The 26,546-nt window shown below is 66.0% G+C and carries 30 protein-coding genes; 15 read left to right on the forward strand and 15 right to left on the reverse strand.

The annotated features are described in order from the left end of the window. Positions 1–39: 39 nt before the first annotated feature. From AC13C7_RS15290 to AC13C7_RS15325, 8 genes are all read right to left on the reverse strand, one after another. A complete protein-coding gene (locus tag AC13C7_RS15290) occupies positions 40–855 on the reverse strand; it encodes a sugar phosphate isomerase/epimerase family protein (RefSeq protein WP_172320495.1) in 816 nt (271 codons plus the stop codon). Positions 856–903: 48 nt separating this feature from the next. Beyond that, positions 904–1,146, reverse strand: a complete 243-nt coding sequence (locus AC13C7_RS15295) for a TFIIB-type zinc ribbon-containing protein (RefSeq protein WP_172320494.1) — start codon at positions 1,144–1,146, stop codon at positions 904–906. 71 nt (positions 1,147–1,217) lie between these two features. Beyond that, positions 1,218–1,484 (reverse strand): DUF5665 domain-containing protein, encoded by a 267-nt coding sequence (locus tag AC13C7_RS15300; RefSeq protein WP_172320493.1) that lies wholly within the window; start codon positions 1,482–1,484, stop codon positions 1,218–1,220. After that, on the reverse strand, positions 1,481–2,206 hold the full coding sequence (locus AC13C7_RS15305; protein ID WP_482867998.1) for a copper homeostasis protein CutC: 726 nt from the start codon (positions 2,204–2,206) through the stop codon (positions 1,481–1,483). The genes AC13C7_RS15300 and AC13C7_RS15305 overlap by 4 nt, the downstream gene beginning before the upstream one ends. Continuing rightward, the gene (locus AC13C7_RS15310; RefSeq protein WP_172320491.1) at positions 2,203–2,520 is read right to left on the reverse strand and encodes an antibiotic biosynthesis monooxygenase family protein; all 318 of its coding nucleotides are present in this window, start codon (positions 2,518–2,520) and stop codon (positions 2,203–2,205) included. Before AC13C7_RS15310 ends, AC13C7_RS15305 begins: the two co-directional genes overlap by 4 nt. A gap of 122 nt (positions 2,521–2,642) precedes the next feature. Further along, complete coding sequence (locus AC13C7_RS15315; protein WP_172320394.1) at positions 2,643–3,104, reverse strand: hypothetical protein; 462 nt, start codon at positions 3,102–3,104, stop codon at positions 2,643–2,645. A 125-nt stretch (positions 3,105–3,229) separates the two neighbouring features. Next, positions 3,230–3,703: a tRNA (cytidine(34)-2'-O)-methyltransferase gene (locus AC13C7_RS15320; protein ID WP_172320490.1), complete on the reverse strand. Its 474-nt coding sequence runs from the start codon at positions 3,701–3,703 to the stop codon at positions 3,230–3,232. A gap of 61 nt (positions 3,704–3,764) precedes the next feature. After that, positions 3,765–4,217 carry a hypothetical protein gene (locus AC13C7_RS15325; protein ID WP_172320393.1) on the reverse strand — a complete coding sequence of 151 codons (453 nt, stop codon included), beginning with the start codon at positions 4,215–4,217 and terminating at the stop codon, positions 3,765–3,767. A 150-nt stretch (positions 4,218–4,367) separates the two neighbouring features. Between AC13C7_RS15325 and AC13C7_RS15330 the strand changes: the two genes are divergently transcribed. The 3 genes from AC13C7_RS15330 to AC13C7_RS15340 all read left to right on the forward strand — a co-directional run bounded on the left by AC13C7_RS15330 (position 4,368) and on the right by AC13C7_RS15340 (position 6,170). Next, positions 4,368–5,081 (forward strand): hypothetical protein, encoded by a 714-nt coding sequence (locus AC13C7_RS15330; RefSeq protein ID WP_482867999.1) that lies wholly within the window; start codon positions 4,368–4,370, stop codon positions 5,079–5,081. A 64-nt stretch (positions 5,082–5,145) separates the two neighbouring features. After that, positions 5,146–5,643 (forward strand): HugZ family pyridoxamine 5'-phosphate oxidase, encoded by a 498-nt coding sequence (locus AC13C7_RS15335; protein ID WP_482868000.1) that lies wholly within the window; start codon positions 5,146–5,148, stop codon positions 5,641–5,643. A gap of 41 nt (positions 5,644–5,684) precedes the next feature. Further along, positions 5,685–6,170 (forward strand): hypothetical protein, encoded by a 486-nt coding sequence (locus tag AC13C7_RS15340; protein ID WP_482868001.1) that lies wholly within the window; start codon positions 5,685–5,687, stop codon positions 6,168–6,170. Between the two features lie 45 nt (positions 6,171–6,215). Here the strand turns inward: AC13C7_RS15340 and AC13C7_RS15345 are convergent, their stop codons facing one another. The 3 genes from AC13C7_RS15345 to AC13C7_RS15355 all read right to left on the reverse strand — a co-directional run bounded on the left by AC13C7_RS15345 (position 6,216) and on the right by AC13C7_RS15355 (position 10,745). Next, the gene (locus tag AC13C7_RS15345; protein ID WP_446120348.1) at positions 6,216–8,513 is read right to left on the reverse strand and encodes a glycosyl hydrolase family 28-related protein; all 2,298 of its coding nucleotides are present in this window, start codon (positions 8,511–8,513) and stop codon (positions 6,216–6,218) included. Positions 8,514–8,686: 173 nt separating this feature from the next. Further along, positions 8,687–9,100 (reverse strand): DUF4864 domain-containing protein, encoded by a 414-nt coding sequence (locus tag AC13C7_RS15350; protein WP_474889842.1) that lies wholly within the window; start codon positions 9,098–9,100, stop codon positions 8,687–8,689. 64 nt (positions 9,101–9,164) lie between these two features. Next, positions 9,165–10,745, reverse strand: a complete 1,581-nt coding sequence (locus AC13C7_RS15355; protein WP_482868002.1) for a lysine--tRNA ligase — start codon at positions 10,743–10,745, stop codon at positions 9,165–9,167. 122 nt (positions 10,746–10,867) lie between these two features. Here AC13C7_RS15355 and AC13C7_RS15360 point away from each other — a divergent pair, with 122 nt between their 5' ends. Then, positions 10,868–11,287 carry a tellurite resistance TerB family protein gene (locus AC13C7_RS15360; RefSeq protein ID WP_328700527.1) on the forward strand — a complete coding sequence of 140 codons (420 nt, stop codon included), beginning with the start codon at positions 10,868–10,870 and terminating at the stop codon, positions 11,285–11,287. On the opposite strand, the gene AC13C7_RS15365 is transcribed toward AC13C7_RS15360, so the two are convergent. Both AC13C7_RS15365 and dacB read right to left on the reverse strand, forming a co-directional pair. Then, entirely contained in the window at positions 11,275–12,219 is a 945-nt protein-coding gene (locus tag AC13C7_RS15365; protein ID WP_482868003.1) for a DMT family transporter, read from the reverse strand. The two genes, AC13C7_RS15360 and AC13C7_RS15365, sit on opposite strands and share 13 nt — an antisense overlap. Before the next feature lie 97 nt (positions 12,220–12,316). After that, positions 12,317–13,780: a D-alanyl-D-alanine carboxypeptidase/D-alanyl-D-alanine endopeptidase gene (dacB, locus tag AC13C7_RS15370; protein WP_482868004.1), complete on the reverse strand. Its 1,464-nt coding sequence runs from the start codon at positions 13,778–13,780 to the stop codon at positions 12,317–12,319. A gap of 116 nt (positions 13,781–13,896) precedes the next feature. Here dacB and AC13C7_RS15375 point away from each other — a divergent pair, with 116 nt between their 5' ends. Next, a complete protein-coding gene (locus tag AC13C7_RS15375) occupies positions 13,897–14,745 on the forward strand; it encodes a DMT family transporter (protein ID WP_482868005.1) in 849 nt (282 codons plus the stop codon). On the opposite strand, the gene AC13C7_RS15380 is transcribed toward AC13C7_RS15375, so the two are convergent. After that, a complete protein-coding gene (locus AC13C7_RS15380; RefSeq protein ID WP_482868436.1) occupies positions 14,742–15,344 on the reverse strand; it encodes a nicotinate-nucleotide adenylyltransferase in 603 nt (200 codons plus the stop codon). The two genes, AC13C7_RS15375 and AC13C7_RS15380, sit on opposite strands and share 4 nt — an antisense overlap. Before the next feature lie 100 nt (positions 15,345–15,444). Between AC13C7_RS15380 and nthA the strand changes: the two genes are divergently transcribed. From nthA to ettA, 4 genes are all read left to right on the forward strand, one after another. After that, entirely contained in the window at positions 15,445–16,083 is a 639-nt protein-coding gene (gene nthA, locus AC13C7_RS15385; protein ID WP_482868006.1) for a nitrile hydratase subunit alpha, read from the forward strand. A 3-nt stretch (positions 16,084–16,086) separates the two neighbouring features. Further along, a complete protein-coding gene (nthB, locus tag AC13C7_RS15390) occupies positions 16,087–16,743 on the forward strand; it encodes a nitrile hydratase subunit beta (RefSeq protein ID WP_474889680.1) in 657 nt (218 codons plus the stop codon). Further along, on the forward strand, positions 16,727–17,074 hold the full coding sequence (locus tag AC13C7_RS15395; RefSeq protein ID WP_482868007.1) for a nitrile hydratase accessory protein: 348 nt from the start codon (positions 16,727–16,729) through the stop codon (positions 17,072–17,074). Before nthB ends, AC13C7_RS15395 begins: the two co-directional genes overlap by 17 nt. A 138-nt stretch (positions 17,075–17,212) precedes the next feature. Further along, a complete protein-coding gene (gene ettA / locus AC13C7_RS15400; protein ID WP_482868008.1) occupies positions 17,213–18,868 on the forward strand; it encodes an energy-dependent translational throttle protein EttA in 1,656 nt (551 codons plus the stop codon). Between the two features lie 282 nt (positions 18,869–19,150). Here ettA and AC13C7_RS15405 read toward each other — a convergent pair whose 3' ends face one another. Beyond that, positions 19,151–19,333, reverse strand: coding sequence for a DUF1674 domain-containing protein (locus tag AC13C7_RS15405; RefSeq protein ID WP_482868009.1), 183 nt, complete (start codon positions 19,331–19,333; stop codon positions 19,151–19,153). Positions 19,334–19,404: 71 nt separating this feature from the next. On the opposite strand from AC13C7_RS15405, the gene AC13C7_RS15410 reads away from it, so the two are divergent. The 6 genes from AC13C7_RS15410 to AC13C7_RS15435 all read left to right on the forward strand — a co-directional run bounded on the left by AC13C7_RS15410 (position 19,405) and on the right by AC13C7_RS15435 (position 26,543). Further along, positions 19,405–20,652 (forward strand): RsmB/NOP family class I SAM-dependent RNA methyltransferase, encoded by a 1,248-nt coding sequence (locus AC13C7_RS15410; protein WP_482868010.1) that lies wholly within the window; start codon positions 19,405–19,407, stop codon positions 20,650–20,652. A gap of 51 nt (positions 20,653–20,703) precedes the next feature. After that, positions 20,704–22,470, forward strand: coding sequence for a heparinase II/III family protein (locus AC13C7_RS15415; RefSeq protein WP_482868011.1), 1,767 nt, complete (start codon positions 20,704–20,706; stop codon positions 22,468–22,470). Next, positions 22,457–24,076 (forward strand): bifunctional phosphoribosylaminoimidazolecarboxamide formyltransferase/IMP cyclohydrolase, encoded by a 1,620-nt coding sequence (purH, locus tag AC13C7_RS15420; protein WP_482868012.1) that lies wholly within the window; start codon positions 22,457–22,459, stop codon positions 24,074–24,076. The genes AC13C7_RS15415 and purH overlap by 14 nt, the downstream gene beginning before the upstream one ends. Positions 24,077–24,090: 14 nt before the next feature. Then, positions 24,091–24,564 (forward strand): signal peptidase II, encoded by a 474-nt coding sequence (gene lspA, locus AC13C7_RS15425; protein ID WP_446169713.1) that lies wholly within the window; start codon positions 24,091–24,093, stop codon positions 24,562–24,564. Between the two features lie 45 nt (positions 24,565–24,609). Further along, positions 24,610–25,131 (forward strand): DUF3035 domain-containing protein, encoded by a 522-nt coding sequence (locus AC13C7_RS15430; RefSeq protein ID WP_172320473.1) that lies wholly within the window; start codon positions 24,610–24,612, stop codon positions 25,129–25,131. Positions 25,132–25,214: 83 nt separating this feature from the next. After that, complete coding sequence (locus tag AC13C7_RS15435) at positions 25,215–26,543, forward strand: M16 family metallopeptidase (RefSeq protein ID WP_482868013.1); 1,329 nt, start codon at positions 25,215–25,217, stop codon at positions 26,541–26,543. Positions 26,544–26,546 lie beyond the last annotated feature (3 nt).

Below are 26,546 nucleotides of genomic sequence, written 5' to 3' on the forward strand. Positions count from 1 at the left end.
CCGCCAAACCCGGTCGGGGGCGTTCCCGCGCCGACCCGGTCAGCAGGCCAGCCCCAACCGTTCCAGATGCGCCACGCTCTCGCGGACCCGGTCGAAATCGTTGATCTCGACGATCAGGTGCGGGGCGGCCTTGGTCCCGGCCAGCGCGGTGAAGACCGCCTCCCACAAGATATTGCCCCGCCCGAGCGGCCAGTGCCGGTCGGCATAGCCGTCGGCATCCTGAAGGTGAATATGCGCCAGGTTCGCGCCCGCCTGCGAAATGAACCGATCCACGGGCGGCGCGCCACAGGTCACATGCGCCCAAAGCGCGTGGCCGGTATCGACCGAGAGGCGCAGGGCGGGGCTGTCGGCGGCGTCCACCACGGCGGCGCGGGCGGCGGGATCGACATCCTTGATGTTCTCCAGCACCAGCACGACGCCCAGGGCCTCGGCCCGGTCCAGCGCCGGTTTCAGCGTTTCCAGAACCGCCCGGACATGGCGCGCGCGGTCGCCCGGCCCATTGTCCAGGTTGGCATGATCCCAGACGTCATAGGGCGAATGCAGCACCATCTGGCGCGCCTCCAGCGCGGCGCAGACATCGAGCGCCTGGTCGATCCGCTTCTGCACCACGGCGCGGATCTCGGCATCCTTCACGTCCAGTTCGAACCCCGAAAACGGCCCGTGAATACCAAGCCGCCCGTGCCAGCCATCCAGCTTGGCCTTCGCCATCCCGATGAAGGGCGCGGGCGCGTTCAGGATGTCGGCCAGGCAGAATTCCGGCAACTCCAGGTCGCGGTTCTTCTCGAACAGCCAGTCGCGGTGGCGGTCGATATCCAGCACGCACAACTGCGCGCCGATCACGGGTAGCTCGGACATGGGGCCTCCGCTGGTGGGGTCTCGGGTGCCACCATGCCAGACCGCGCCTCAGAAGTCGAAGATATCGCCCAGGAACGACCCCACGCCCTCGCGCTTGCGGGGCTTGTCGCGGCGCTCGCGATAGTCCCGATCCTCGCCACGGGGCGGCGCGGCAGGTGCGGCGCTGCGTTCGATGATCTTGTCCAGCTCGCCCCGGTCCAGCCAGACGCCGCGACAGGTGGGGCAGTAGTCGATCTCGACCCCGTTTCGGTCGGTCATGACAAGGGTGGCTCCATCGACGGGGCATTGCATCGGCTAGGTCTCCTGGGCTGCGTTAATCCTGACCCTTTAGATAGGGGAACGCGGAGGCCGGACAAGCCCCGTCAGGGCGCGTTCCGGATCTGGTCGGCGATCTGCGCCGCCCAATCGCCCAGGACGGGGATGAAATCGATCTGGCTCAGCGCGTAGACCACGACCGAGACCAGGAAGGACGCGCCGACCACGGTGCCGAGGCCAAAGGCCAGCCCGCGCGCGAAGTTGAAGGCCAGCATCCGGGGAACCGAGTTCTGCAACCGGATGAACCGATGCGCGTTGAGGCGCGCGACCTCCTGGCGCAAGAGCTTGAGCTCGCTCTTGAAATCGCTACTCATGGCGCCACCCCGTCCAGTGCCGCCACCATCGCGCCCACCTTTGCCGGGTCGGTCACGAAGCGCCCGCCCGGCGGGTCGAAATCGGAAAACGCGCGCGCGCCGGGTGCGGGCGAGGCGCAGGCCGCGTGAACCTCCGTCACCCCCGTGGCGCGCACCAGCGCGGCGACATTCCCCGGCTCCAGCCCGCAACCCGGCATGACCGAGACCCGCCCGCCCGCGCGCGCCACCATCGCCCGGATCAGGGCCGCGCCATCCGGGGCCGCAGGCTCCGCGCCTGATGTCAGCACCCGTTCAAAGCCAAACGCAATCGCCTGGTCCAGCGCCGCCATCGGGTCCGGCACCACGTCGATCACCCGGTGCAACGTCGCGGGCAACGGGCGGGCGGCCTCCAGCAATTGCCGCAGCAACCCGGTGTCCAGCCGCTCATCGGCGCCCTGCACGCCCAGAACCACGCCCGCCAATCCCGCCGCCTTCGCCGCCGCGATATCGGCCAGCATCACGGGCAGATCGCCCGCGTCGAAATCGAACAGCCCCGACCGGGGCCGGATCATGGCGACACAGGGAATGTCGAGCCTTGCCGCCGCCTGCATCAACCCCGCCGACGGCGTCAGCCCGCCTTCCGACAGCGACGAACACAGTTCCACCCGGTCCGCGCCCCCCTCCTGCGCGGCCTTCGCACCGGCCAGCGTGTCGACGCAGACCTCAAGCGCGATTATCGTCAAAACGTGGCGGTGACATCATACATCACCGGCTCGAAGCTGCGGCACATGTCATGGATGATCCGGTTGCGCCTGCGCATCTCGTCCGAGCGCAGCATCGCCTGGAAATCCTCGCGCCGCGTCCATTGCGAGTAATTCGCCACCCGCGTCTGCGCATCGTTGACATGCAGGCCCGCCCCGATGAATCCCGGCTGCTTCGAGATGAAGACGGCATAGGCGTCGGTCAGCGCGTCCAGCAGGTCCTGGCAGGTTCCCGGCGTGGTCTCGAATGTGGTGATGACCGTTTGCAGGTCGGCACCTTTCTGAATGTTCGGCATCTGGCTTACTCCCATCACTGGAGATCAGCCTAGCAACCCATCGCAGCCCCCGCCAGACCCGGATGCCAGAACGGGCAGGCCCTTTTCCGGACCCGCCCGCCAGCTTCATCCACGCGTCCGCGTCAGCTGACCGTGCCACCCTGGTTGGTGTGCAATGTGGTATAGGGCGTGTTGCCGTTGGGGATGGTCATCCCGCGCGCGGCCATCTCCTGCTCCATCACCCCGATCCGATCGGTCTCATGTTGGGCATGGGGGTAAACGCCGCCCGTCGCGATCCCGTAGGAGGCATTGTAGGCCGCCATCAGGTCGGCATCCGACATGGCCCCGAACCGCGCGGTCTCACCGGTGCGCCAGGCCTCGTTATGCGAGGGCCCGACCAGCGAATGGCCCGAATAATCGACCAGCTCGGCAAAGCTGCTGGCGATCTCGAAATCGGTCAGGGCATCTCCGGTATCGCCGCTCACATCCTCCACGCCCGCGCTGACCACGGTCATGGTGGCCAGCCCCAACCCGACGAGTCCAGCGGTCAGGATCACCCAATCGACGGTGACGGCCCCGGACTCTCCGGCTGCGAAAGTCTTCAATCTGCTCGATAGATACATTTTTTCTGTCCTCAATGCTGTGTCCCGCCCTGACGTAGAGGGCAATCGCGGCGGGCCTTTGCGCGGGTCGGGACATTTCAAGGATCAATTCGGGCCGATTTGCGACCTCAGCCGGTGAACCGCGCCCGCATCGCCTGGTAGACCACCGCCGTCGCCGCGTTGGCCAGGTTGAGCGAGCGGATATGCGGGCTGAGCATCGGCAGGTGAAAGATGCGGTCCTCCATTCCCTCCAGTATTTCCGCCTGCAAACCCTTGGTCTCGCGTCCGAAGACCAGATAGGCGTCGTCGGGGTAGAGGGGGTCATAGACGCTGCCCGCACCGTCATCCTCGAACAGGAACAGGCTCTCGCGCGGCGGCTGGCGATCCTCAAGGAAAGCCTGCCAGCTGTCATATTCGCTCAAGCGGACATGTTTCCAGTAATCCAGCCCCGCGCGCCGCACCGCCTTGTCGTCGATCGAGAACCCGTAAGGTCGGATCAGGATCAGCTCCAGGTCCAGCGCCACGCAGGTGCGCCCGATGGTGCCGGTATTGCCGGGGATCTCGGGGGTGACCAGGACCAGTTTCATGCGCGTGTCAGGCATCGGGGGGTTCCAGAGGATTGCATCGCCCCTGCCCTACACCATTTCGCCGCCCGCGAAACCGTCAGGAATAGGTGGCCAGCCACGCGGCGTGCAGATCGGCATGGCGGGTGTTGCCATCCGGGATCGGCAGGCCGCGCGCGATCATCTCGGCCTCGAACACGCCAAGCCGGTCGATGCGGTTGGCGCGCTGGTTCGCATTGCCGGTCTGGGCGCGGGCATAGAGGTTGTTGTAGCCGCGCGTCAGCCGGTTGTCGTTGAAGCCCGCCACCCGCTCCTGCAACTCGGCCCGCCAACTGGCGTCGTGATTGGCCCTCAGCATCTGCAAGCTTGTCGGGTCGTCGACCATGTCGGTCAACTGGTCATCCACGTATTGGCTCAGGTCGGCCGTGCCGGAATTGACCACCGCCGTCGTGGCCAGGCCAAGCCCGACAATGGCGGCCATCAAGATGGTCATGTCGACGGTCACGGCCCCGCTGTCGCGGCGGATGAACGAAAGAAGGCACTGGGTAAACATGGGCAAGGCTCCGATGGGCACGGGGGGTAGGGTTCCGGCGTCAGTCTGCACCGCAAAGACGGTTACAATTTGACATCAGTTTGAATTGAAAACGGCCTTTCGCCGCAGGCGTTAGCATTGTGTTAACCGGTATCGGAGGAGCCTCGGGGCATGCACCGGCTATTCGCTGCCCTCCTGGCTCTCGCGGGCCTCCTTGCGCCCTCCGTCCAGGCCGGCCCTTGGGCACGCGCACCGGGTGAGGTGTTCCTGTCCTATTCGCACAACCTCGCCACCACCGCCGACGCGCTCGCCGCGGGCGATATGCGGATGGAGGCGTTCAGCTCGCTCTATGGCGAGGTCGGGCTTGGCCGCCGCCTGACCCTGGGGCTGGATCTGGGGCGCGGCACCTACACGGATGAGGCACTGATCTTCCTGCGCCGCACCCTGACCCGGCCTGACGCGACCTGGCAGGTGGCGCTGGATTTCGGGCTTGGGCAGCGCCGCGTCGCGGGTCTGGACGACAGCCGCCTTGCCCGCGCGGGCCTCTCGGTCGGGCGCGGCATCGGGGCCGAAGCGCTGGACTGGATACCGGGCGGGATGGCGGGCGGCTGGATCGGGCTGGAGGCGGTGGCGATCCGCGACCTGACGCGAGACACGCAGCGCTGGAAGGTCGAGGCCACGCTTGGCTTGCGCAGATCCGACCGGCTGTCCGTGATGCTGCAACTGATGGCCGAGGATTGGCCGGGCAATGACATCAGCTACGGCATCAACCCCTCGGTCGTGTTCCGCATCCGCGACGGCACATCGCTGGAACTGGGCGCGCGCACCAGTTTCGAGGAAAACCCAAGGTTCGGCCTGGAACTGGGCCTCTGGCACCAATTCTGACCATATGGTCAGGTTCATTCAAAGCGCCTGCCATGCTACGCCTTCTTGCCAAGGAGGTGCGGCCATGTCGGACGCAAAGTCCCATCTGCTGGAAACCGGCGAGGCGTCGCGCTCGCTGGCACAGCATCTGCTGCGCTCGGCGCGGCACGGGGCGCTTGGCGTGATCTGCCCCGGAACGCAGGCCCCGCATGTCACCCGCGTCTCGGTCGGGACCGCGCCGGACGGGATGCCGGTGACACTGATCTCGGAAATATCCATGCATACCGGCGCGCTCAAGCAGAACCCGGCCTGCTCGCTCCTGGTGGGGGACGCGGGCGCGCGCGGCGATCCGCTGACCCATCCGCGCCTGACCCTGCAGTGCGTGGCGCGCCCCACCGACAAGGCCGCCCTCAAGTCGCTTTTTCTGGCGCAGCACCCCAAGGCGACGCTTTACTACGATTTCAGCGATTTCATCATGATGCGGCTCGAGGTGCAGGCCGGCCACCTGAACGGCGGCTTCGGACGCGCCTACCAGATCAGCGCGGAAGACTTGGACCTGTCCGGCGCGACGGCCGACATCTGACGCGCATTGCCAAACCGGCCCCCGCGCGTCACCATGCCCGCATGACCATCGACCCCGACCTGCCAGGCATCTGGATCATCCCCGGTGAACCCGCCACCTACGAGGTCGCGCCCGATGGCGGCTATCACATCGCCGAACCCGCCGCCCCGATTTCCATTCATCGCGGCGGCCAGGCCATGACCTGGGACGGGGAGGAGTTCGACCGCGTGTTGGGAACCGAGGCAAGCGTCGAGGGCGTCTGGCGCAACCGCGCCACGCTGGACGAATGGTATTTCCGCCCCGATGGCAGCTATACGCTGCACTGGACGGATGGCGAGGAGGCGCATGGCATCTGGTCGGCGCAGGATGAAGGTGCCACGCTCTGGACGCGCGAACATCTGGGCCGGATCGAGACCAACGGCGCCGAGGTGACCTTCACCCTCGCTGACGGCCCGCCCGCGCGCTACGGCTATACCGTGGGGCGGGAGAGCTGGACCCTGATGGACCCGCAAAGCTGGAAAGTTCTTATAGAATATAAGCGCGCCTAGGACAGGGCGGCCCGCGCACCCGGCGGGCCGCCCTTCACGGCAGGATCACACCGTGTCGCAACGCGCCGTCAGTTGCACCGTGCCATGCACCGGCTGCGACCAGTTGATCCGGATCGACCCGCGCCCGACACCGTGACGCGTAGTGCAATAGGGCATGGTATAGACCGCGACATTTCCGGGCGACCGGATCGCGCCCTCGGGCAGGACCGACACCGCCACCCGCGCCTCGGACCCGAACGGCAGGTAATCGCGCAGATCGACCTCCCAGGTATTGCTGTCGCCGCTTTCATTGACCCGCACCGTCACCGGGTTCTGCGAATTGCGGTTGACGCCGTGATAGACATTGCCCGACATCAGGAAATTGCGCGCACGGGTGTGGTCGAGCGGCGCGATGCTGTCATCGACCCCTTCCGCCGAGCCGAGCGCATTGCCGTTCAGATGTTTGAACACATTGTCGCAAATGGACAGGCCGTTGATGTAGTGATCGGGTCCATAGGGCTTGATCTGGATGAATTTCGACCAGCCCGCGATCCCGTTCGCGGTGAAGATATTGGCGTTGATCGTCAGCCCGCCGAACGAGAACTCGCCCGACATCTCCGGCTCCGGGTCGTGCTCATTGCCCCATTCGATGAAACTGTTGTCGATATAGTTGCCGTGGATCGTGGTCTTGACGTTGGTGTTGGTCAGCACGATGCCCGCCGTGATCAACCCGTTCGGCTCGCTGTCGCCCTGGAACCAGTGATTGCCGGTGATCAGGTTGCCATTGCCGCCGAAGACGCCGAAATGCTTGAACTTGACCGACCGGTTGTCGCGCACCTTCACATCGTTGGAATTGGTGTTGAAGGCGATGGTCGTGCGGTCCTGAACGCGCAATGTCTGTTCGTTCGACAGGAACTGGTTGCGGTCCAGCAGCATCCCCGCGCAGCCGCCTTCGATCGAGGTGATGCCGCGATCCTTAGGGCCGGTGAAGAAGCAATCCTTGACGTGGAAGATCAGCCCGTCCTTGGGCAGCATCACGGCGCTGGCCCGCCCGGCACAGAGGAACTCCACCCCCGAGATCGAGAACCGCTGCAACTGCTCGAAGCCCGAGAAGTCGAGGATGTATTTGAACCGGCGGAAGGTATAGGTCTGCTGGCTCGGCGCCGTGCCGAGCGGGCTGGACAGGAAGACGCGACCCGCCGCCACGTTGATCGCCCGCACATAGACCTCGCGCCCGACACCCTGGCCCGCCGTGACCAGCGACCCGATGGGGATGGCCCCGGCATTGGTGACATTGTCCAGCCGGTCGGCCTGGGATGCCGACCATGTGGCGTTGCGTGTCGTCACGGTGTCATTCCAATTCGGGCTGTCGATGCAGGAGAACTGCCCGTTCTGGATGCTGCGCTGATTGGCATAGGTGTTCTTGTTGCCGACCACCGCCTGCATGTCGATCGGCGCGTCCAGCAGCACCCGCCGCCCGCCCATGTCGAATGACTCGTGATCGCCGTGGTTCAGCATGGCCTGAAAGCCCTTCTTGAACCCCTGCACCTCGTCGCCGCCAAAGGCATCGGCATAGCTCGGCAGGTCGAAATTCTTCGACAGCACCAGCCGCGCGTAATCTGGCATCGACAATTGTCCCTGGAACCGCACCGGGCTCTGCATCGTCAGGTTGCCATTGATGCGATAGGTCCCTTCCGAGACCAGAACCTCGCGCCCGTTCGCCGCCGCATCGGCCGCGTTGAACGCGCCGGTATCGTCGGTGGAGCCATTGCCGACAGCGCCGAAATCCTTGACGTCGACCCAATCCATCAGCTTGCGGTAGAAGACATGGGTGATGTCCTCGACCTTGATGCTCTCGATCCGCACGGTGCCGCCATTGGCCCCGGTCAGGTCCAGGCCCATATGGCCATAGGCCGCTTCCTCGCCCCAGGCCATGTCGACACCGCCGCGCGCGCCGACCCCGATGATGGCGGAGACCGTGACCACCTCGCCATAGGCGGTCAGCGCGGTCTGCGGACCGACCTCGGTGACGCCCGGCACGTTGGTGTCATTCGACCGCCCCGCCCAGGCCGCGATACGGACATCGGGCAGGCTGCCCGACAGCGCCTTGATCCGGGCCGAGACACGCAGGTAGAGCCCCGGCAGAACCGGCGTCTCACCCATATAGCGCAGCCGCGTGGTGCCAGCGGTCTTCAGGATCTCCAGGCAGGTGCCGAAATCCTGGTCGGCAGCGACCAGAGCCGCGTTGGCGGCACTTGCATAGGTATCGGTGCCGGGTGTGCCGTCCTCCTGGCTCCAGACGCCCAGGCCATCGCCAAAGGAGGGCGGCATCAGGTTCAGCCCGTCGGTAATCACTTGGTTCATATCAGACCCCTTTTTGCGTGCCGCGCGCCCTTGACCCGGACACGCGTTTCGACCCCGCGTGCCTGACCTGCACGTGGGGTTCTCGGTTTTCAGTCGTGTCCAGAAGGATGCCGGTGCCGAAAGGCCCGGTTATGTGACAGATTTAGCGAAGAGGTCTTAAGAAGCGGTTAAGCTCAGACACCCACGCCGGGGGCCTCGACGATCTCGACCGCGCTGATGCGCCAGTCGCCCTCCACCATCACCATCTCGTAATCCAGAAGATGCGCGTTGCCTGCCTGGTCGATCACCTGCACCCGCTGCACGGGGCGGCCATTGCGGATCTCAAGCCCCTGGAAGGTCACTTCGCCGGGATCCCAGACCATGGGAAAGCCGCGCTCCACCATGGCCCCGAAATATTGCGGGTTCTGGAAAATGCTCTGAATCGTCGGGCTGGCATAGGTCCAGGCGGTAAACACATTGCCGGTGGAAAAGGCCGAAAACTGGTCGGATATGACGCCCTGTATCGCCAGGTCCGGCGTCTCCGCCTCCTGTGCGCTGGCCCAGAGGGGGGCCAGGATCAGGCTCAGGGCAAGGATCGCTCTGCGCATGGAAATCTCCTCCGCTTGCATGTCCCCTGACGGAAAAACTAGCGCGACAGCGGAGGAGGTCAAATCACGATGCCAGTTGGCCCTTCAGCGCGGCGTCGATCAGATCGGCGGTCTCCATGACGCCATAAAGCGCGATGAAGCCCCCGAAACGCGGGCCCTGCGAGGCCCCAAGACAGACCTCGTAAAGCGCCTTGAACCAGTCGCGCAGCGGCTCGAACCCGTGCTCCTTGCCGACCGCAAACACCATCGTCTGCAACGCCTCATCCTCGACCTCGCCGTCATAGGCGCGCAGCCGCGCCGCCAGGTCGGCCATCGCCGCGGCCTCTTTCTCATCGGCCCGCCGGAACTGCCGATGCGGCTTCACGAAATCGTTGTAATAGCGGATCGCGAACCCCGCCGCATCGTCCAGGTCGGGATGCGTCTCGGGGCTGGCCTGGGGCGCATAACGGCGGATGAAGCCCCACAGCGCCTCCTTGTCCTCGGCATGGGCGACCGAGGCCAGGTTCAGCAGCATCGCAAAGCTCACCACCATGTTCGATTCCGGCACATCCGCCCCATGAATATGGAAGACCGGGTTGTTCACGCGCGTGGCGGCATCCTGCCCCGCATAGGCGCGCAATTGCTGGTGATACTCGTCCACCGCCTTCGGGATTACGTCGAAATGCATCCGCTTCGCCGTCTTCGGCTTGAGATACATGAAATAGGACAGCGACTCCGTGCTGGCATAGGTCAGCCATTCATCAATGGAAATCCCGTTGCCGGTCGATTTGCTGATCTTCTGCCCGTTTTCATCGAGGAACAGCTCATAGGTGAAATGCTCGGGCTTCCGTCCGCCCAGGATCTCGCAGATCCGGTCATAGATCGGCGTGTTGGTGGAATGATCCTTGCCATACATCTCGAAATCCACGTCCAGCGCCGCCCACCGCGCGCCGAAATCGGGCTTCCATTGCAGCTTGACGTTGCCGCCCGTCACCGGCAGCACCCATTCGCGCCCGTCCTCGTCGTCGAAGGTGATCGTGTGATCCCTGGCGTTCACCTCCTTCATCGGCACATACATCACCCGCCCCGTCTCGGGATGGATCGGCAGGAAGATGGAATAGGTCTGCTGACGCTCCTCGCGCAAGGATTTCAGCATCACCTTCATCACGTCGTCATAGCGCTCGACCGCGCGTTTCAGCACCTCGTCGAAGCGGCCCGACTTGTAGAACTCGGTCGCGGAATAGAACTCGTACTCGAACCCGAACGTATCCAGGAACCGGCGCAGCATGGCGTTGTTGTGGTGGCCAAAGCTCTCATGTGTGCCGAACGGGTCCGGCACGCTCGTCAGCGGCTTTTGCAGATGCTCGGCCAGCGCCTCGCGGTTGGGCACATTGCCCGGCACCTTGCGCATCCCGTCGACATCGTCGGAGAAACAAATGAGCCGCGTCGGAATATCCGAGATCACCTCGAAGGCGCGCCGGATCATCGTCGTGCGCAAGACCTCGCCGAAGGTGCCGATATGCGGCAGGCCCGACGGCCCGTATCCGGTCTCGAACAGGACATACCCCTTCTCGGGCGGCGCCTTTTCGTAGCGTTTGAGCAACCGGCGCGCTTCTTCAAAGGGCCAGGCCTTGGAGCTCATCGCAGCGTCACGCAGATCGGTCATGTCTCTTTCCATCAGATAAGAAGGGTCACGCGGCCCGGTGCCGCGCCTGCGCCAGCCCCTATTGCGCCAAGGCGGCGGGGTCAATAAATACCGGGCATACCCCATCGAAAGGCAAGGCTCCCGTGACCGAACAACCCTCCCTCTCGCCGCAGGACGCGCTGGTCGCCCTGATGATGGCCGTCTCGGTTTCGGACGAAAACATCCGCACCGCCGAGCTTGTCACCATCGAACGCATCGTCAATCACCTGCCGGTCTTCGGCGATTACGACGACGACCGCATGAGCACCGTCAGCCGCATCGTCTTCGACCTGTTCGAGGACGAGGACGGGCTGGACGCCCTCTTCGGCCTGATCACCGACGCCCTGCCCGAGCGCCTCTACGAGACCGGCTACGCGCTGGCCTGCGACGTGGCGGCGGCGGACGGTCTGCTACGACAGGAGGAACTGGAGATGCTGATGGAGATCCGCTACCAGTTCAACATCGACAGGTTGCACGCCGCCGCCATCGAGCGCGGCGCCCGCGCGCGGCATCAGGTGTTGTGAGGCGAGATCTGCGCCGCGACCGTACCCGAGCCGCGGTATTCCCGGTAGCCCAGATAGACCCCGCTTGCGACGATCATCACCATGCCGAGTTGAGTCGCCGGCCCCGGAACCTCTCCCCATAGCAGATAGGCATAGTCGAAGGGGGCCACGACGCCCGCGCTGGCAATCTGGTAGGCGCGTGACAGGAAGATCAGGCCGACCAGCCCGATCACCCCAAGCCCGCCCAGGTGCAGTGCGGCCTGACCGCGTGGCACGTACCACTCCCATCGCAAGTGATGAATGGCGGCGGTCTCGGGCAAGACGGCACTGACCAGCGCCCCGACCAGCGGCACCGTAACCACCATCGCCCCTACCGTGTAGACCCCGACCGTCAGCGGCGAATCGCGATCCCCGATCACCCGCGCCAGGATCTGCGACCCAGCATAGCCCGCGGCACAAAGCAGCGGCAGCAGTGACAGGGGCTGAAAGGCCGCGCCGCCGGGGTTCAGCGCCACCAGTACGCCCGCGAACCCGATCAACAGGGCGATGCTCCGGTGCGGGCCAATCTGTTCACCCAGAATGCCCCATGCCATCACCGCGATAATCAGGGGCGCGGCAAAGAAGATGGTCGAGACTTCGGCCAGCCCCATGAAGGGGAACACCGCGTAGAACACCGAGAACGCCAGCGTGATCAATAGCGCGCGCGTCAGATGCAGCGGCCAGAGAGGGGTCAGCAACCGATGCGGACCACCCAGGAGCACGATCAGCGGTACCAGCACCGCCAACCCGACCACTCCGCGCGCGGTCATCAGCATCCAGAGCGGATATTGCGTGATCAACACCTTCATCGCCACATCCTGGGCGACGAACAGCGCCATGCCGATGATGACACAGAGAATGCCCTGAAGGCTGCGCGATACAAAGATCGGCGGGGTCTGAAGGGTGACGCTCATGTCGGGGGGCCTTGCGGACGGGTCGTGTCCGGCAGGTAAGGGTCAATTCCGTCGCCTGTCGCGCCTGTTTGCGACCCCGTTGCGGCGCACCAAAGCCTCACCCATGCACCGCCGCCCACCGCTCGATCAGCGCCTGCTGCAACTGTTTCGCGCGGCCGTTATAGCCCCTTGCCCCCGGCGGGCGTGTCTCCTGCGAGGTGTCGAAGGTTCCGCGCCGTTCCAGGTCGCCGCAGAAGATCGCGAAAGCCAGGTCGCGGCCTGACGGTGCGCGCGCGAACCCCGCAAGGGTCGAGACGAAATAGAGCGTGCCGGTCTTGGCCACCACATCGACGGGGTGATCGGGCAAGACGTTGCCGTCCTGATCCCGCATCGGGATGTCCTTCATCAGCCGCCTGAGGCCCCCGTTCGCCCCGGAGCCGACCAAGGCCCGCACCATCTCGCGCGTGTTCATCCGGCTCTCGTCGCCCAGCCCCGAATGGTCCACGAAATGCTGCCGCCGCACGCCCCAGCGCTCCTGCATCCAGTCGCCCATCGCCTCCGCCGACTCCGGCAGCGTCTGCGGGTTCCCGCCCCCGGCCTGCGTCGACAGCAGCCCCACGATCTCGGCGGTCAGGTTGGTCGACCAGCGCATCATGCCGCGCAGGATCTCCTCCAGCGGCTCGGACACATGCGCCGCCATCACCAGCGCATCCTCGGGCGGCGCCCCCGTTTCCACCTGCACCTCGTCCAGCACGATGCCGCGCGATCGCGCCAGCACCTTGAACACCTCGGCTGCATAAAGATGCGGCCTGCGCACCGGCAGCCAGCGCGCCCCGCCACGGCCCAGCGCACCCTCGGCCACGGTCCAGTTCTCATGGGTCTCGGTCGTGGAATAGCCATAGACGGGCGCGGTCCGGTCCACCACCTGCATCCGCGTCATCGAGACCGGGGGCCGCACGCTCTCCGACCGGGCGTCCATCCGCACCTCATAGCCGTCCTGCCCGCGCTCCCATTCGAAATGCACCCGGTTGAAATTCAGCGTCAGCGCCGAGATCGCCGGATTATACCCGACATGCGCGGGCTGGTCCGGGTCGATCTCGTGGATCATCGGCAGCATCCCCGCCGCCACGATGAACCGCCCCGTCACCTCGCGCAGCCCCGCCTCGGCCAGGCTCCGGGTCAGGTCGTTCAGCCGGTCGGTATCCAGCAGCGGATCGGCCCCGCCGACCAGCCACAGATCGCCCTCCAGCCGGCCATCCGTCACCACCCCATCGGCCAGCACCCTTGTGCGGAACCGGTAGCCGGGACCGAGCCGGTTGAGCGCGTAGGCCGCCGTCAACGCCTTGGTGACCGAGGCGGGCGGCATCGCGCGCAGCGGGTTGACCGCCTCCAGCATCACGCCCGAATTGGCATCGGCCACGGCAAAGGACACCGTCCCGCCAAGGGCGGCCTCCGCGATCAGCTCGGCAGCCTCCCGCACCGTGCGCTGCTGGACCCCACCGGGTCTGCGAACAGGATAGGGGGACAATTCCGGCGGCATCGCAAAGCCCGCCTGGGCCAGCCCCGCCAATGCTCCGCTCAAAAACAGGCGTCTTGAAACCATTTTGTCAAAAACCCTTCTGCCCCCCCGACTAAACCCAAAAGGCGGCGTTATCTCAACCCTTTCGCCGGTCACAAAAACCTCATATGCGCGGGGCCATGACCCATCCGATCCGCCAGGCGCTGCCGCTCGTCCTCCTTGCCATGTGCCTGATCCCGGCGGGGGATACGGCGGGCAAGATCCTGGGCGAGACCCATGGCGTGCATCCGGTCTTCATCGCCTGGAGCCGCTTTGCCATCGGCGCCATCCTGCTGGCCCCGTTTGTCACCACCGCGATGCCAATGCGGCTTTTCCTTGACTGGCGGGTCTGGCTGCGCGCGCTTCTGGTCGTCGGCGGAATCACCTCGATCCTGACCGCCCTGCGCACGGAGCCCATGGCCAATGTCTTCGGCGCGTTCTTCGTCGGCCCGATCCTCAGCTATTTCCTCTCCGCCCTCCTGTTGCGAGAGCCGATCACGCCCATCCGCACGCTGCTGCTTCTGCTGGGATTCATGGGGGTTCTTCTGGTTGTCAAACCCGGATTCGGCATGACGCCGGGGCTTGGCTTTGCGGTGCTGGCGGGCACCTTCTATGGCGGTTTCCTCACCGCCTCGCGCTGGCTGGCGCAGGTCGGGCAGCCCCGCGCGCTGATGCTGACGCAGCTTGTCATCGGGGCGCTGGTGCTGGCCCCCTTCGGCCTGATGACAATGCCGCCGCTCACCCTGCCAGTGGTGGCGCTGTCCAGTGCTTCGGCGCTTGGCTCCATGCTTGGAAACCTGCTCCTGATCCTGGCCCTGCGCCTCGCACCCGCCTCGCGCGTGGCCCCCTTCGTCTACATGCAACTGGTCGCGGCCACGGCGCTTGGCTGGATCGTCTTCGGCGACCTGCCCGATCTTCTCGCCACGCTCGGCCTGGCGCTCCTCATCGTCACCGGCCTCGCCAGCCTGACCCTGCGCGAGCGGCCCTAACGGCGCCACTCGCCCCGCGCCCGGATCTCGCTCGACGACACATCCACCATCGGCACGTTCAGGAAACACCAGGCAGGCGCGACCATATGGGCCAGCCCGCCCGCCGCCGATGCCCGCACTTTCCAATCCCTGTAGACCCGCGCCGCCTTGCCCGACCGGGCCGAGATCCTCTGACCGGGCCGCGCCAGCACCCCCATCGGAACATTCTCGACGATCCATTGCCAATCCTGCCAGCGATGCAGATCGGCAAGGCTGTCGGCCCCCATCAGCCAGACGAAGCGCACACCGGGATAAAGCGCGAAGAGGCGGGCCAGCGTCTGCGCCGTATAGCGCGTGCCGATCCGTGCCTCTATATCCGTGACCTCGATGCGCGGATGCGTGACCAGCGCCCGCGCTGCCTGCATCCGCCGTTCCAGCGGCGCAGGCCCCTCGCGCTTCAACGGATTGCCGGGGCTGACCAGCCACCAGACGCGGTCCAGCCCGAACCGCTTCAGCGCCTCGCGGCTGACATGGACATGGCCCGCATGGGGCGGGTCAAACGACCCCCCGAACAGGCCCACGGTCTGACCGGGGCAGGCATATGGCAATCCGGCACGCATCATGACGGCCTTTGTCGCGGGGCTTTGCCGCCAAGTCCAGTGGCTTGGGCTTGACTTGCCCCTTGTGCAGCGGTCAGCCTGCCCGCGAAAGGGAAATCCCATGACCAGTTTCGACAGCGACAAAGCCGCAGAGCTTCACCGCCACCTGCACAGCCACCTGCCTTCCGACCCCGCGCTGCGCGTCAAGGCGCTGGAAAGCCTCGCCGTTGAACGCGGCCTCGTCGCGCCCGAGACCATCGACGCCTGGGTCGAGGCCTATTCCGAACATATCGGCCCGATGCGCGGCGCGCAGGTCATCGCGCGCGCCTGGACCGACCCCGATTTCAAGTCCCGCCTGATGGAGAACGCGACCGAGGCCATCAAGGATTTTGGCTTTGAAGGCAACGCCACCGGCCACCTGCACGCGGTCGAAAACACCGATGCGCAACACAACATGGTCGTCTGCACGCTCTGCTCCTGCTACCCGTTCTCGATCCTGGGCATGTCGCCCGCGTGGTACAAATCCGCCGCCTACCGCTCCCGCGCCGTGCGCGAACCGCGCGCCGTGCTGGCCGAGTTCGGCGTGTTCCTGCCCGACGATGTCGCCCTGCGCGTCTGGGACAGCACCGCCGAGCTGCGCTATATCGTGGTGCCGCAACGCCCCGACGGCACCGACGGATGGGACACGGACCGCCTCGCCGGGATCGTCACCCGTAATTCCATGATCGGGACCGAGCGCGACCTGAAAGCGGAGGGCTGAGCCATGGACGGCATCCACGATCTCGGCGGCAAACAGGGCCACGGGCCCGTTCCGGTGGACACCGGCGACGCACCCTTTTCGCATGATTGGGAGCGCCGCATGTGGGGCCTCGCGCGCGAAGGGCTGGTCCCTTCCATGACCATCGACTGGTTCCGCCACGGGCTGGAGATGATGGTGCCCGCCGACTACCTGACCCAGTCCTATTTCGAGAAATGGGCCACGAATTACCTGATGATCTTCGCCGATGACGGCATCGCCTCGTTGCAGGAGATCGAGGCCGGCCACGTCGCCGACCCCGCCCCGCGGGCGGCGGCAAAGACCACCGAGGAAGTCGTCGAACAGGTCCGCGCGGGGTGCACGGATTTCTCTCTCCCGCCCGACGCTCCGGCGAAATTCTCTATTGGAGACAAGGTGTTGACGCTGGATCACGGTACCGCGCCGCACACCCGCCTGCCCGGCTATGCGCGCGGCAGGCACGGCACCATCATCGCGCATCATGGCGCGCATCTGCTGCCCGATGAAGGCGCGAGGGGCCGCCACGTGGGCGACCACCTCTACACCATCAGCTTCACCGCGCGCGAGCTTTGGGGGCCGGATGCCCACCCCGCCGACACGGTCACGCTGGAACTGTGGGAAAGCTACCTTGTTCCGCCCCGATGATCCCCTGAAACCCCGCGATCCGGTCTTCGACGAGGCGTGGCAGGCGCAGGTGCTGGCGATCGCCGACACACTGGTGCAGGCGGGCCGGTTTTCCGCCACCGACTGGGCCGACACCCTCGGGGCCGAATTGCGCGCGGCGCAGGCGGGGGGGCAGCCGGACACGACCGAAACCTATTACCTCGCCGCCCTCGCGGCCCTTGAAAAACTGACCACTAAGGCCACCGACCTCACCCCCTCCGACCTCACCTCCCGCAAGGCGGAATGGGCGCGCGCCTATCGGCACACGCCCCATGGCGACCCGGTCCTGCTCACTCGCGGGCAGGACCGCTGAGGCGCGGTTTCAGCCCCACGGCAAGGGCAACAATCTCATATCCGGGCGCCGCCTCCGCCCTCCCGCCAGCCTGATTGCCCCTGCCTCTCATCCCCTATATCAAGGCGCGAAATTCGGACTTTCCCCAGAGGATGCGCAATGGCTGCTTACCAATATGTCTACCACATGGATGGCGTCTCCAAGACCTATCCCGGCGGCAAGAAATGCTTCGAGAACATCCGCCTGAGCTTCCTGCCCGGCGTCAAGATCGGCGTCGTCGGCCCCAACGGCGCGGGTAAATCCACCCTGATGAAGATCATGGCCGGGATCGACAAGGATTTCACCGGTGAGGCCTGGGCCGCCAAGGGCGCGCGTGTCGGCTACCTCCCGCAGGAGCCGCAGCTTGATGAGGCCAAGACCGTCCGCGACAACGTCATGGAAGGTGTAGCCGAAAAGAAGGCCAAGCTCGACCGCTTCAACGAGCTGGCGATGAACTATTCCGACGAGACCGCCGAGGAAATGGCGCAGCTTCAGGACGAGATCGACTCGGAAAACCTCTGGGATCTCGACGCCCAGATCGACGTCGCGCTCGAAGCCCTGCGCTGCCCGCCCGATGATGCGATGCCCGAAAACCTCTCGGGCGGCGAGGCCCGCCGCGTGGCGCTGTGCAAGCTGCTGCTTGAGGCGCCCGACATGCTGCTGCTGGACGAACCCACCAACCACCTGGACGCGGAAACCATCGCCTGGCTGCAACAGCACCTCATCGACTACAAGGGCACGATCCTGATCGTCACCCATGACCGCTATTTCCTCGACGACATCACCGGCTGGATCCTCGAACTCGACCGCGGCCGCGGCATCCCCTACGAGGGCAACTACTCCGCCTGGCTGGAGCAGAAGGCCAAGCGTCTGGCGCAGGAGGCGCGTGAGGACAAATCCAAGCAGAAGACGCTGGAGCGCGAGCTGGAATGGATGCGGCAGGGGCAGAAGGCGCGGCAAGCCAAGTCCAAGGCCCGGATCGCCGCCTATAACGAGCTGGCCGAAACCTCCGAGCGCGAGAAGCTCTCCCGCGCCACCATCGTCATCCCCAACGGCCCCCGCCTCGGCGGCAAGGTGATCGAGGTGGAGAACCTGCAAAAGGCCTATGGCGACAAGCTTCTGGTCGAAGATCTGAGCTTCGCCCTGCCACCGGGCGGCATCGTCGGCGTGATCGGCCCCAACGGCGCGGGCAAATCCACGCTCTTCCGGATGCTGACGGGCCAGGAACAGCCGGATTCTGGCACGCTGGAATATGGCGACACGGTTGACCTGTCCTATGTCGACCAGTCCCGCGATGCGCTGAACCCGAATGCAACAGTGTGGGAGGAGATCTCGGGCGGGGCCGAACTGATCGAACTGGGTGACGCCAGCGTCAATTCCCGCGCCTATTGCTCTTCGTTCAATTTCAAGGGCGGCGACCAGCAGAAGAAGGTCGGGCAATTGTCAGGCGGCGAGCGCAACCGCGTCCACATGGCCAAGCTGCTGAAGGAAGGCGGCAACGTGCTGCTCCTCGACGAGCCGACCAACGACCTCGACGTCGAAACCCTGCGCGCGCTTGAGGATGCGTTGGTGGACTTCGCCGGCTGCGCCGTGGTGATCAGCCACGACCGCTTCTTCCTCGACCGCATCTGCACGCATATCCTGGCCTTCGAGGGCGAGGCGCATGTGGAATGGTTCGAGGGCAATTTCGAGGATTACGAGGAAGACAAGAAGCGCCGCCTGGGCGCGGATGCCCTTGAGCCCAAACGACTGAAGCACAAGAAATTCGTCCGCTAGGACGGGTTTCTTGGGCTTCACGCTTTGGGGCCAAGGCGTGCGCGGCAGTCGCTTTTCAACGAAAAGCGATGAGAGCGTCACCCGGTTGAGTGTTTGATGAGAGTGAAAGCCGAAGCGGCTGAAGCACCAAGAAATTTGTGCGGTAGGCTCCTTCAAGACGAACAAGCAGGTCCAGGATGCGCATCAGCGGCAACGCGGGTGCGCATCAGGTGGAGCCCTTCTGCTGGCGACTGACCGTATCGCCATCAACGCGAGACACATGAGCCCCCAAGCTCCCCCCCCTCAGAAATCGACCGCGATGCCCTTCTTCTCCCAATCGCCGTAGCGCACCGGTTCCGGTCCGTCGCGGCCGCCCAGTTCGGTGGGCAGCGCGATCTCGCCTTTTGCCTTGCGGCGTGCCTCGGCCTCGGCCAGCGCGCGTTGCGCTTCGGGGGGCAGGTCGGGGCGGTCTGTCGGGTCGCTCATCGGCGGGGCTCCTTGTGAAGGCTTTGGCTTTGATATACGCCCCCCGGGGGTCAGGACAAGAGGAGCGCCCGATGCCAGAGACCGGCCTTTCCGCCCGCCGCGCGGCGCTGGATCACCTTTACGGCGTGCTCTGGGAAAAGCGTCTGCTGACGCATCATTCCGCGCCCGATCTGCCGCCCGAGGACGCCGCCCGCGCCGGGCGTCTCACCCTCACCGTGCTGCGTCACCTGGGCCGGTTGGATGCCGTGCTGCGCCCCTACCTGGAACGTCGCCCCAACATGGCGGTGCAGAACATCCTGCGCCTTGGCGCGGCGGAACTGCTGGTCGATGGGTCCGAGGCGCATGGCGTCGTCAGCTCGCTGGTCGAGGTCGCCAAGCGCAACGCCCGCACGCGGCGCGGGGCCGGTCTGGTCAACGCGGTGCTGCGCAAGGTGGATACCGAGGCGCGGGAGGTGTGGCAGGCGACCCCGCCGCAGAAACTGCCCGTCTGGCTGCGCAAGCCGCTGCACAAAGCCTATGGGACCGACATATTGGAGGCCATCGAGGCCGCCCATGAACGCCCCGCACCGCTGGACCTGACCCCGAAACCGGGCGTCACGCTGGAGGGCGCGGAAACCCTGCCGACCGGCTCGCTGCGGCTGTCCGGCGCGCAGGTCTCGGCCCTGCCCGGCTACGCGCAGGGCGACTGGTGGGTGCAGGACGCCGCCGCCGCGATGCCTGCGCGCCTTCTGGGCGATGTCACGGGTCAATCCGTGCTCGACCTTTGCGCCGCCCCTGGCGGCAAGACCATGCAACTGGCCGCAGGCGGCGCGGATGTCACCGCGCTGGATATCTCCGAGCATCGCCTCAACCGCGTCGCCGAAAACCTCGCCCGCACGCAGCTGACCGCCACGCTCATCACCGCCGACCTGCTGACCTGGGAGGGCGGACAGTATGACGCCATCTTGCTCGATGCGCCCTGCTCGGCCAGCGGCACCATCCGCCGCCATCCCGACCTGCCCTTCGTCAAATCCGCGGACGAGGTGGAGGCGCTCACCAAGCTCCAGATGCAGATGCTCGACAAGGCGCTAACCCATCTCGAACCCGGCGGGCGGATGGTGTTCTGCACCTGCTCGCTCCTGCCGAACGAGGGCGAGAATCAGGTCAAGGCGGCGCTCAAGCGCCATGACGGTTTGCGGGTGATCCCGACCGATCCGACCCCGCTTGGCGGCGATGCCACCTGGGCCAGCCCCGAAGGGGGCCTGCGCCTGCGCCCTGATTACTGGGCCGAACGCGGCGGGATGGACGGGTTTTACATGGCTCTTTTGCAAAAGCCCTGATGCCTGTATCCTCGCTCTCAAAACATAAACGAGAGCAGCCAGCGCGCCCTGATGCCTGAAACCCTGTCCCCGGCCCCGATTTCCCTGCGGGAACGACCCGGACGGATCCTGCGATCCGTCAACCGGTGGGCGGCGTGGCGGGCCGGGTTCTCGCCGCGCGCGCGCGGCTTCACCTCGCAGCCCGATCCCCGTTCCATCGGCTCGGACACGCGCGGGCGGCAGCTCATGTCGGGCAACCTGCTTTTCGCCGGTGTCCTCATGCAACTGCCCGAGGATCTGCCCTGGGCGATCGACCCCCCCTCGGACGCGTTCGAGGATGAGCTGCACGGCTTCGAATGGCTCGACCACCTGGCCGCGATCGCCGACGGCTCGGGGCGTCCCATGGCGCAGGACTGGCTGGCCGATTGGCTGAAACGCTATGGTTCCGGCAAAGGCCCCGGCTGGACGCCCGATCTGGTGGGCCGGCGGCAGATCCGCTGGATCAGCCACGCGCTGTTCCTGATGAGCGGTCAGAGCACCGCGGAAACCCGCGCCTTCTTCGCCGCCCTGGGCCGCCAGACCGCCTTTCTCGCGCGGCGCTGGAGGACCACCTCGCACGGGCTGCCCCGGTTCGAGGCGCTGACCGGCCTGATCTATTCCGCCTGCGCCCTGACGGGGATGGAGCATCACCTGCCCGCCGCCCTGCGCGCGCTGGCCTCGGAATGCGCGCATGAGATCGACGCCTCGGGCGGCATCGTCACCCGCAACCCCGAGGAATTGCTCAACGTCTTCACCCTGCTGACATGGGCCGCCGCAGTGTTACAGGAATCGGGCAAGAAACCCGACCCCGCGGTCAACACCGCGATCATGCGCATCGCCCCCACCCTGCGCAGCCTGCGCCACGCCGATGGCGCGCTGGCTCGGTTCCAGGGCGGCGGGCGCGGCGCGCCGGGGCGGCTGGATCAGGCGCTGTCGCAATCGGGCGTGCGCCCCTCGATCCTCAAGGGGCTGGCGATGGGATACGCGCGCCTCTCTGCCGGGCGCACCTCCATCGTGGTCGATGCGAGCCCCCCGATGATGGGGCCGGACGCGCTCAACTCGCACGCCTCGACGCTCGCCTTCGAGATGACCAGCGGCCGCCGCCCCGTGATCGTGAATTGCGGTTCCGGGGCCAGTTTCGGGGCCGATTGGCGGCGCGCGGGCCGGGCCACGCCGTCGCATTCCACCCTGTCGATCGAGGGCTATTCATCGTCCCGCCTTGGCCGCCGCGCCGCGCATCAGGGCGTGGTGCGGCAGGCGCTGATCGACGGGCCGCAAACGGTCGAGGTGCAGGAGGCCGAGACCGGCGCCGCCCGCGCCATCGCCTTTTCGCATGACGGATACCGCCGCACCCATGGCCTGGTGCATCTGCGCAGCCTGTCCTTGGAAAACGACGGGCGGCTCCTGCGCGGCGAAGACGGGCTGGCCGCCCTCGACGCCCAGGACCGCGACACGCTGGACCGGGTCATCGCCCGCCTGCCGATGGACGGCATCCCCTATTCGGTCCGCTTCCACCTGCACCCCGATATCGAGGCCAAGCTGGACATGAACGGCAGCGCCGTCTCGCTGACCTTGCGCGGCGGCGAAACCTGGGTCTTCCGCCACGGGCAGGAGGCCAGCCTGAGCCTGGAGAAAAGCGTTTACCTCGAATCCGGTCGCCTCAAGCCACGCGCGACAAAACAGATCGTTCTATCTTCCCGCCTGACCGATTATGGGTCCGCCGTAAGCTGGAGCCTGGCCAAGCCCACGGATACCCCGCGCGGCCATCGTGACTATGAACGTGACGATGACTGGCTCTGATCAGATCGAGGACGAGACCATGACCCACATCCCCCTGCGCCGCGCGCTGATTTCCGTGTCCGACAAGACCGGGCTGATCGAGTTTGCGCGAGGATTGGCCGCGCGGGGCGTCGAACTGCTCTCGACTGGCGGCAGCGCGAAAGCGATGCGTGAGGCGGGGCTTGAGGTGCGCGACGTGGCCGACCTGACCGGTTTTCCCGAGATGATGGATGGCCGCGTGAAGACGCTGCACCCCAAGGTGCATGGCGGGCTCTTGGCCCTGCGCGACAATGCCGACCACAAGGCGGCGATGCAGGCGCACGGGATCGAGGAGATCGACCTGCTTGTCGTCAACCTCTACCCGTTCGAGGCCACCGTGGCAGGCGGCGCGGATGTCGACACCTGCATCGAAAACATCGACATCGGCGGCCCCGCGATGATCCGCGCGGCGGCCAAGAACCACGCCTTTGTCACCGTCGTGGTGGATGTGCAGGATTACGACAGGCTGCTCGGCGATCTCGACCAGCATGATGGCGCGACCTGCCCCGGGTTCCGGCGCAAGCTGGCGCAACGGGCCTATGCGCGCACGGCAGCCTATGACGCGGCGGTCTCGACCTGGATGGCCGGGATCATGGATGATCCCGCCCCGCGCCGTCGCGCCTTTGCCGGAACCCTGGCGCAGACCCTGCGCTATGGCGAGAACCCGCATCAGGCGGCCAGCTTCTACACCGATGGCACGCACCGCCCCGGCGTCGCCACCGCGCGCCAGCACCAGGGCAAGGCGCTGTCCTATAACAACATCAACGACACCGATGCGGCGTTTGAGTTGGTGGCCGAGTTCGACCCCGCCAACGGCCCCGCCTGCGCCATCATCAAACACGCCAACCCCTGCGGCGTCGCCACCGGCAAGACCCTGTTGGAGGCGTATCGATCTGCCTTCGACTGCGACCGGACCTCGGCCTTCGGCGGCATCGTCGCCCTGAACCAGCCGCTGGATGAGGAGACCGCGCAGGAGATTGCCGGGATCTTCACCGAAGTGGTGATCGCGCCCGGGGCCAGCGATGGGGCCATGAGTATTTTTGCCAAGAAGATGAACCTGAGGTTGCTTACCACCGATGGCCTGCCCGACCCCCGCGCGGGCGGGTTGACCTACCGGCAGGTCGCGGGCGGCATGCTGGTGCAGGACAAGGATGTGGGCTTTGTCGGCCCGGACGACTTGAAGGTCGTGACCAGGCTGGCGCCCACCGAGGACCAGATGCGCGATCTGCTTTTTGCCTGGAAGGTCGCGAAACACGTCAAGTCCAACGCCATCGTCTATGTCAAGGACGGCGCCACCGTAGGCGTGGGCGCAGGCCAGATGAGCCGGCTGGATTCGGCGCTCATTGCCGCGAAAAAGGCCCGCCGCATGGCCGAGGCGATGGACCTTCCCGCGCCGCTGACGCAAGGCTCCGCCGTCGCCTCGGACGCGTTCTTTCCCTTCGCCGACGGTCTGCTGGAGGCCGCCGCCGCAGGGGCGTCCTGCGTGATCCAGCCCGGAGGCTCGATGCGCGACGACGAGGTGATTGCCGCCGCCGACGAGGCGGGGCTTGCCATGGTCTTCACCGGCATGCGCCATTTCCGGCACTGAGAAAGGAGACCCCGATGCGCCTGACCTTCATCGCCGCCGTCCTTGCCTTTCTGGCAGACCAGGCCAGCAAGATCTGGATCCTCTACGGGCTGGGGCTTGCCACGCGCGGCCCGGTCGAGGTCATCCCCGGCATCCTGACTTTCCGCCTCGGCTGGAACACCGGCGTGAATTTCGGCCTCTTCGCCAACAGCGCCGAGACCACGCGCTGGATCCTCATCGCCATCGCGCTGATCATCTCGGCCTGGATCCTGTGGTGGGCTCGCACCGGGCTGACGCGGGCCATGGCGCTGATCTCGGCGGGGCTCATCGTCGGCGGGGCGCTGGCCAACGCGCTGGACCGGGTGATCTACGGCGCGGTGGTGGACTTCCTCAACACCACCTGTTGCGGCTTTCAGAACCCCTACACATTCAACATTGCCGATATCGCCATCTTTGCGGGGGCCGCCGGGTTGCTGATCTTCGCGGATGCGAAGAAGATCACCCCGTGACGGCAGGAAAAACATGCGTTAAACCATGCGCAAAGGAGTGGCTGAATGAGCAGGTTTCGCAAGAGCTTGGGAATAGGTCTGGTGCTTTTGGCACTGGCGGCCTGCGAACAGGGGGATCCCACCCTGCTGAACCTGCGCGCCACCGGCGAGGGCCCGGATGAGTTCGGCGTGCTGCCGACCCGTCCCCTGGAAATGCCCGCCGACCTCAACGCCCTGCCCGCCCCCACGCTCGGCGGCCAGAACCGCGTCGATCCCGACCCCGAGGCCGATGTCGCGGCCGCCCTTGGCGGCGACGTGAACCGCGCCGCGGCTGGCAGCAACAGCCTGATGACCCACGCCACCCGCTTCGGCGTCGCGGCGGGCATCCGCGACGCACTGGCCCGCGAAGACCTGGAGTTCCGCCGCCAGAACGATGGCCGCCTGCTGGAACGCATCTTCAACGTCAATGTCTATCACCGCGCATATCGCCAGATGGCGCTGGACCGCTACCGCGAGCTTGAGAGGATGCGCGCCGCCGGGATCCGCACGCCGGCCGCCCCGCCGCAATCCATCGGCAACGTCAACTGAGCTTCACATCGACGTCAGTGCGCTTGATGCGGGACCGAAACCCCGTATGTCTAAGGGCGACAATCCTATCTGAGAGGTTGAGAATGCTGCGATTTGCGCTGGCCGCCGGACTGGCCGCGATGGCCCTGACCGGACCCGCCCGGGCCGCCGAGGTCACCGAGTTCACCCTGGAAAACGGCCTGCAGGTGGTCGTGATCGAGGATCACCGCACCCCCGTCGTCGTCCACATGCTGTGGTATCGTGCCGGCGCGGCGGATGAACCCATCGGCAGTTCCGGCATCGCGCATTTCCTCGAACACTTGATGTTCAAGGCCACCGAGACGCTGGAAAACGGCGAGTTCTCGCGCACGGTCGAGGCCAATGGCGGCTCGGACAACGCCTTCACCTCGTGGGATTACACCGGCTATATCCAACGCATCGCCGCCGACCGGCTCGGGCTGATGATGCAGATGGAGGCCGACCGGATGCGGAACCTCCTGCTCACGGATGAGGATATCGAGACCGAGCGCAGCGTGATCCTGGAAGAACGCGCCCAGCGCACCGACAGCAGCGCGGGCGCGCTCTTCACCGAACAGATGCGCGCGTCGCTCTACCTGGCCCATCCCTACCGCATCCCGATCATCGGCTGGCGCCATGAGGTCGAGACCCTTGGCCGTGAGGATGTCTTCGAGTTCTACCAGGACCATTACGCGCCCGATAACGCGATCCTCATCGTCGCGGGCGACGTCACCCCGGATGAGGTCCGCGCCCTGGCCGAGCAATATTACGGCCCGCTGGAACCCTCGGGCATCGAAGCCCGCGAACGGCCCATGGACCCGCCCATCATCGCCGACCGCCGCGTCTATTACGAAGACCCGCGCGTGTCCGATCCCTACGTCATCCGCAGCTACCTCGCCCCCGAACGCGACCCCGGCGATCAGCGCATGGCGGCGGCGCTCACCCTGCTGTCCAACATCCTCGGCGGCTCCGGCCAGACCTCGCTGATGCCGCGCATCCTCCAGGTCGAGGAGGAACGCGCGCTCTACACCTCCGCCTCCTATGGCGGCACCAACCTGGATGACACCGTGTTCTCGATCTTCAACGTCCCCGTGCCCGGCGTGACACTGGAGGAGGCCGAGGCCGACATGGACCGCGTCATCGCGCAGTTCCTGGAAGAGGGCATCGACCCCGAACAGTTCGAGCGCATCAAGTTCCAATGGGCCGCCGACCAGATCTTCATGCAGGACGATGTCGGGCAGTTGGCGCGCAGCTACGGGGCCGCGCTGACCTCGGGCCTCACCGTGGCCGATGTGCAGGCCTGGCCCGACATCATCGCCTCGATCACGGAAGACGAGGTGATGGACGCCGCCCGCCTCATCTTCGAGGAGACCCATCCCGTCACCGGCTATCTGACCGCCCCAGAAGACCAGTAAGGA

This window comes from Alterinioella sp. B-7, assembly GCF_056857775.1.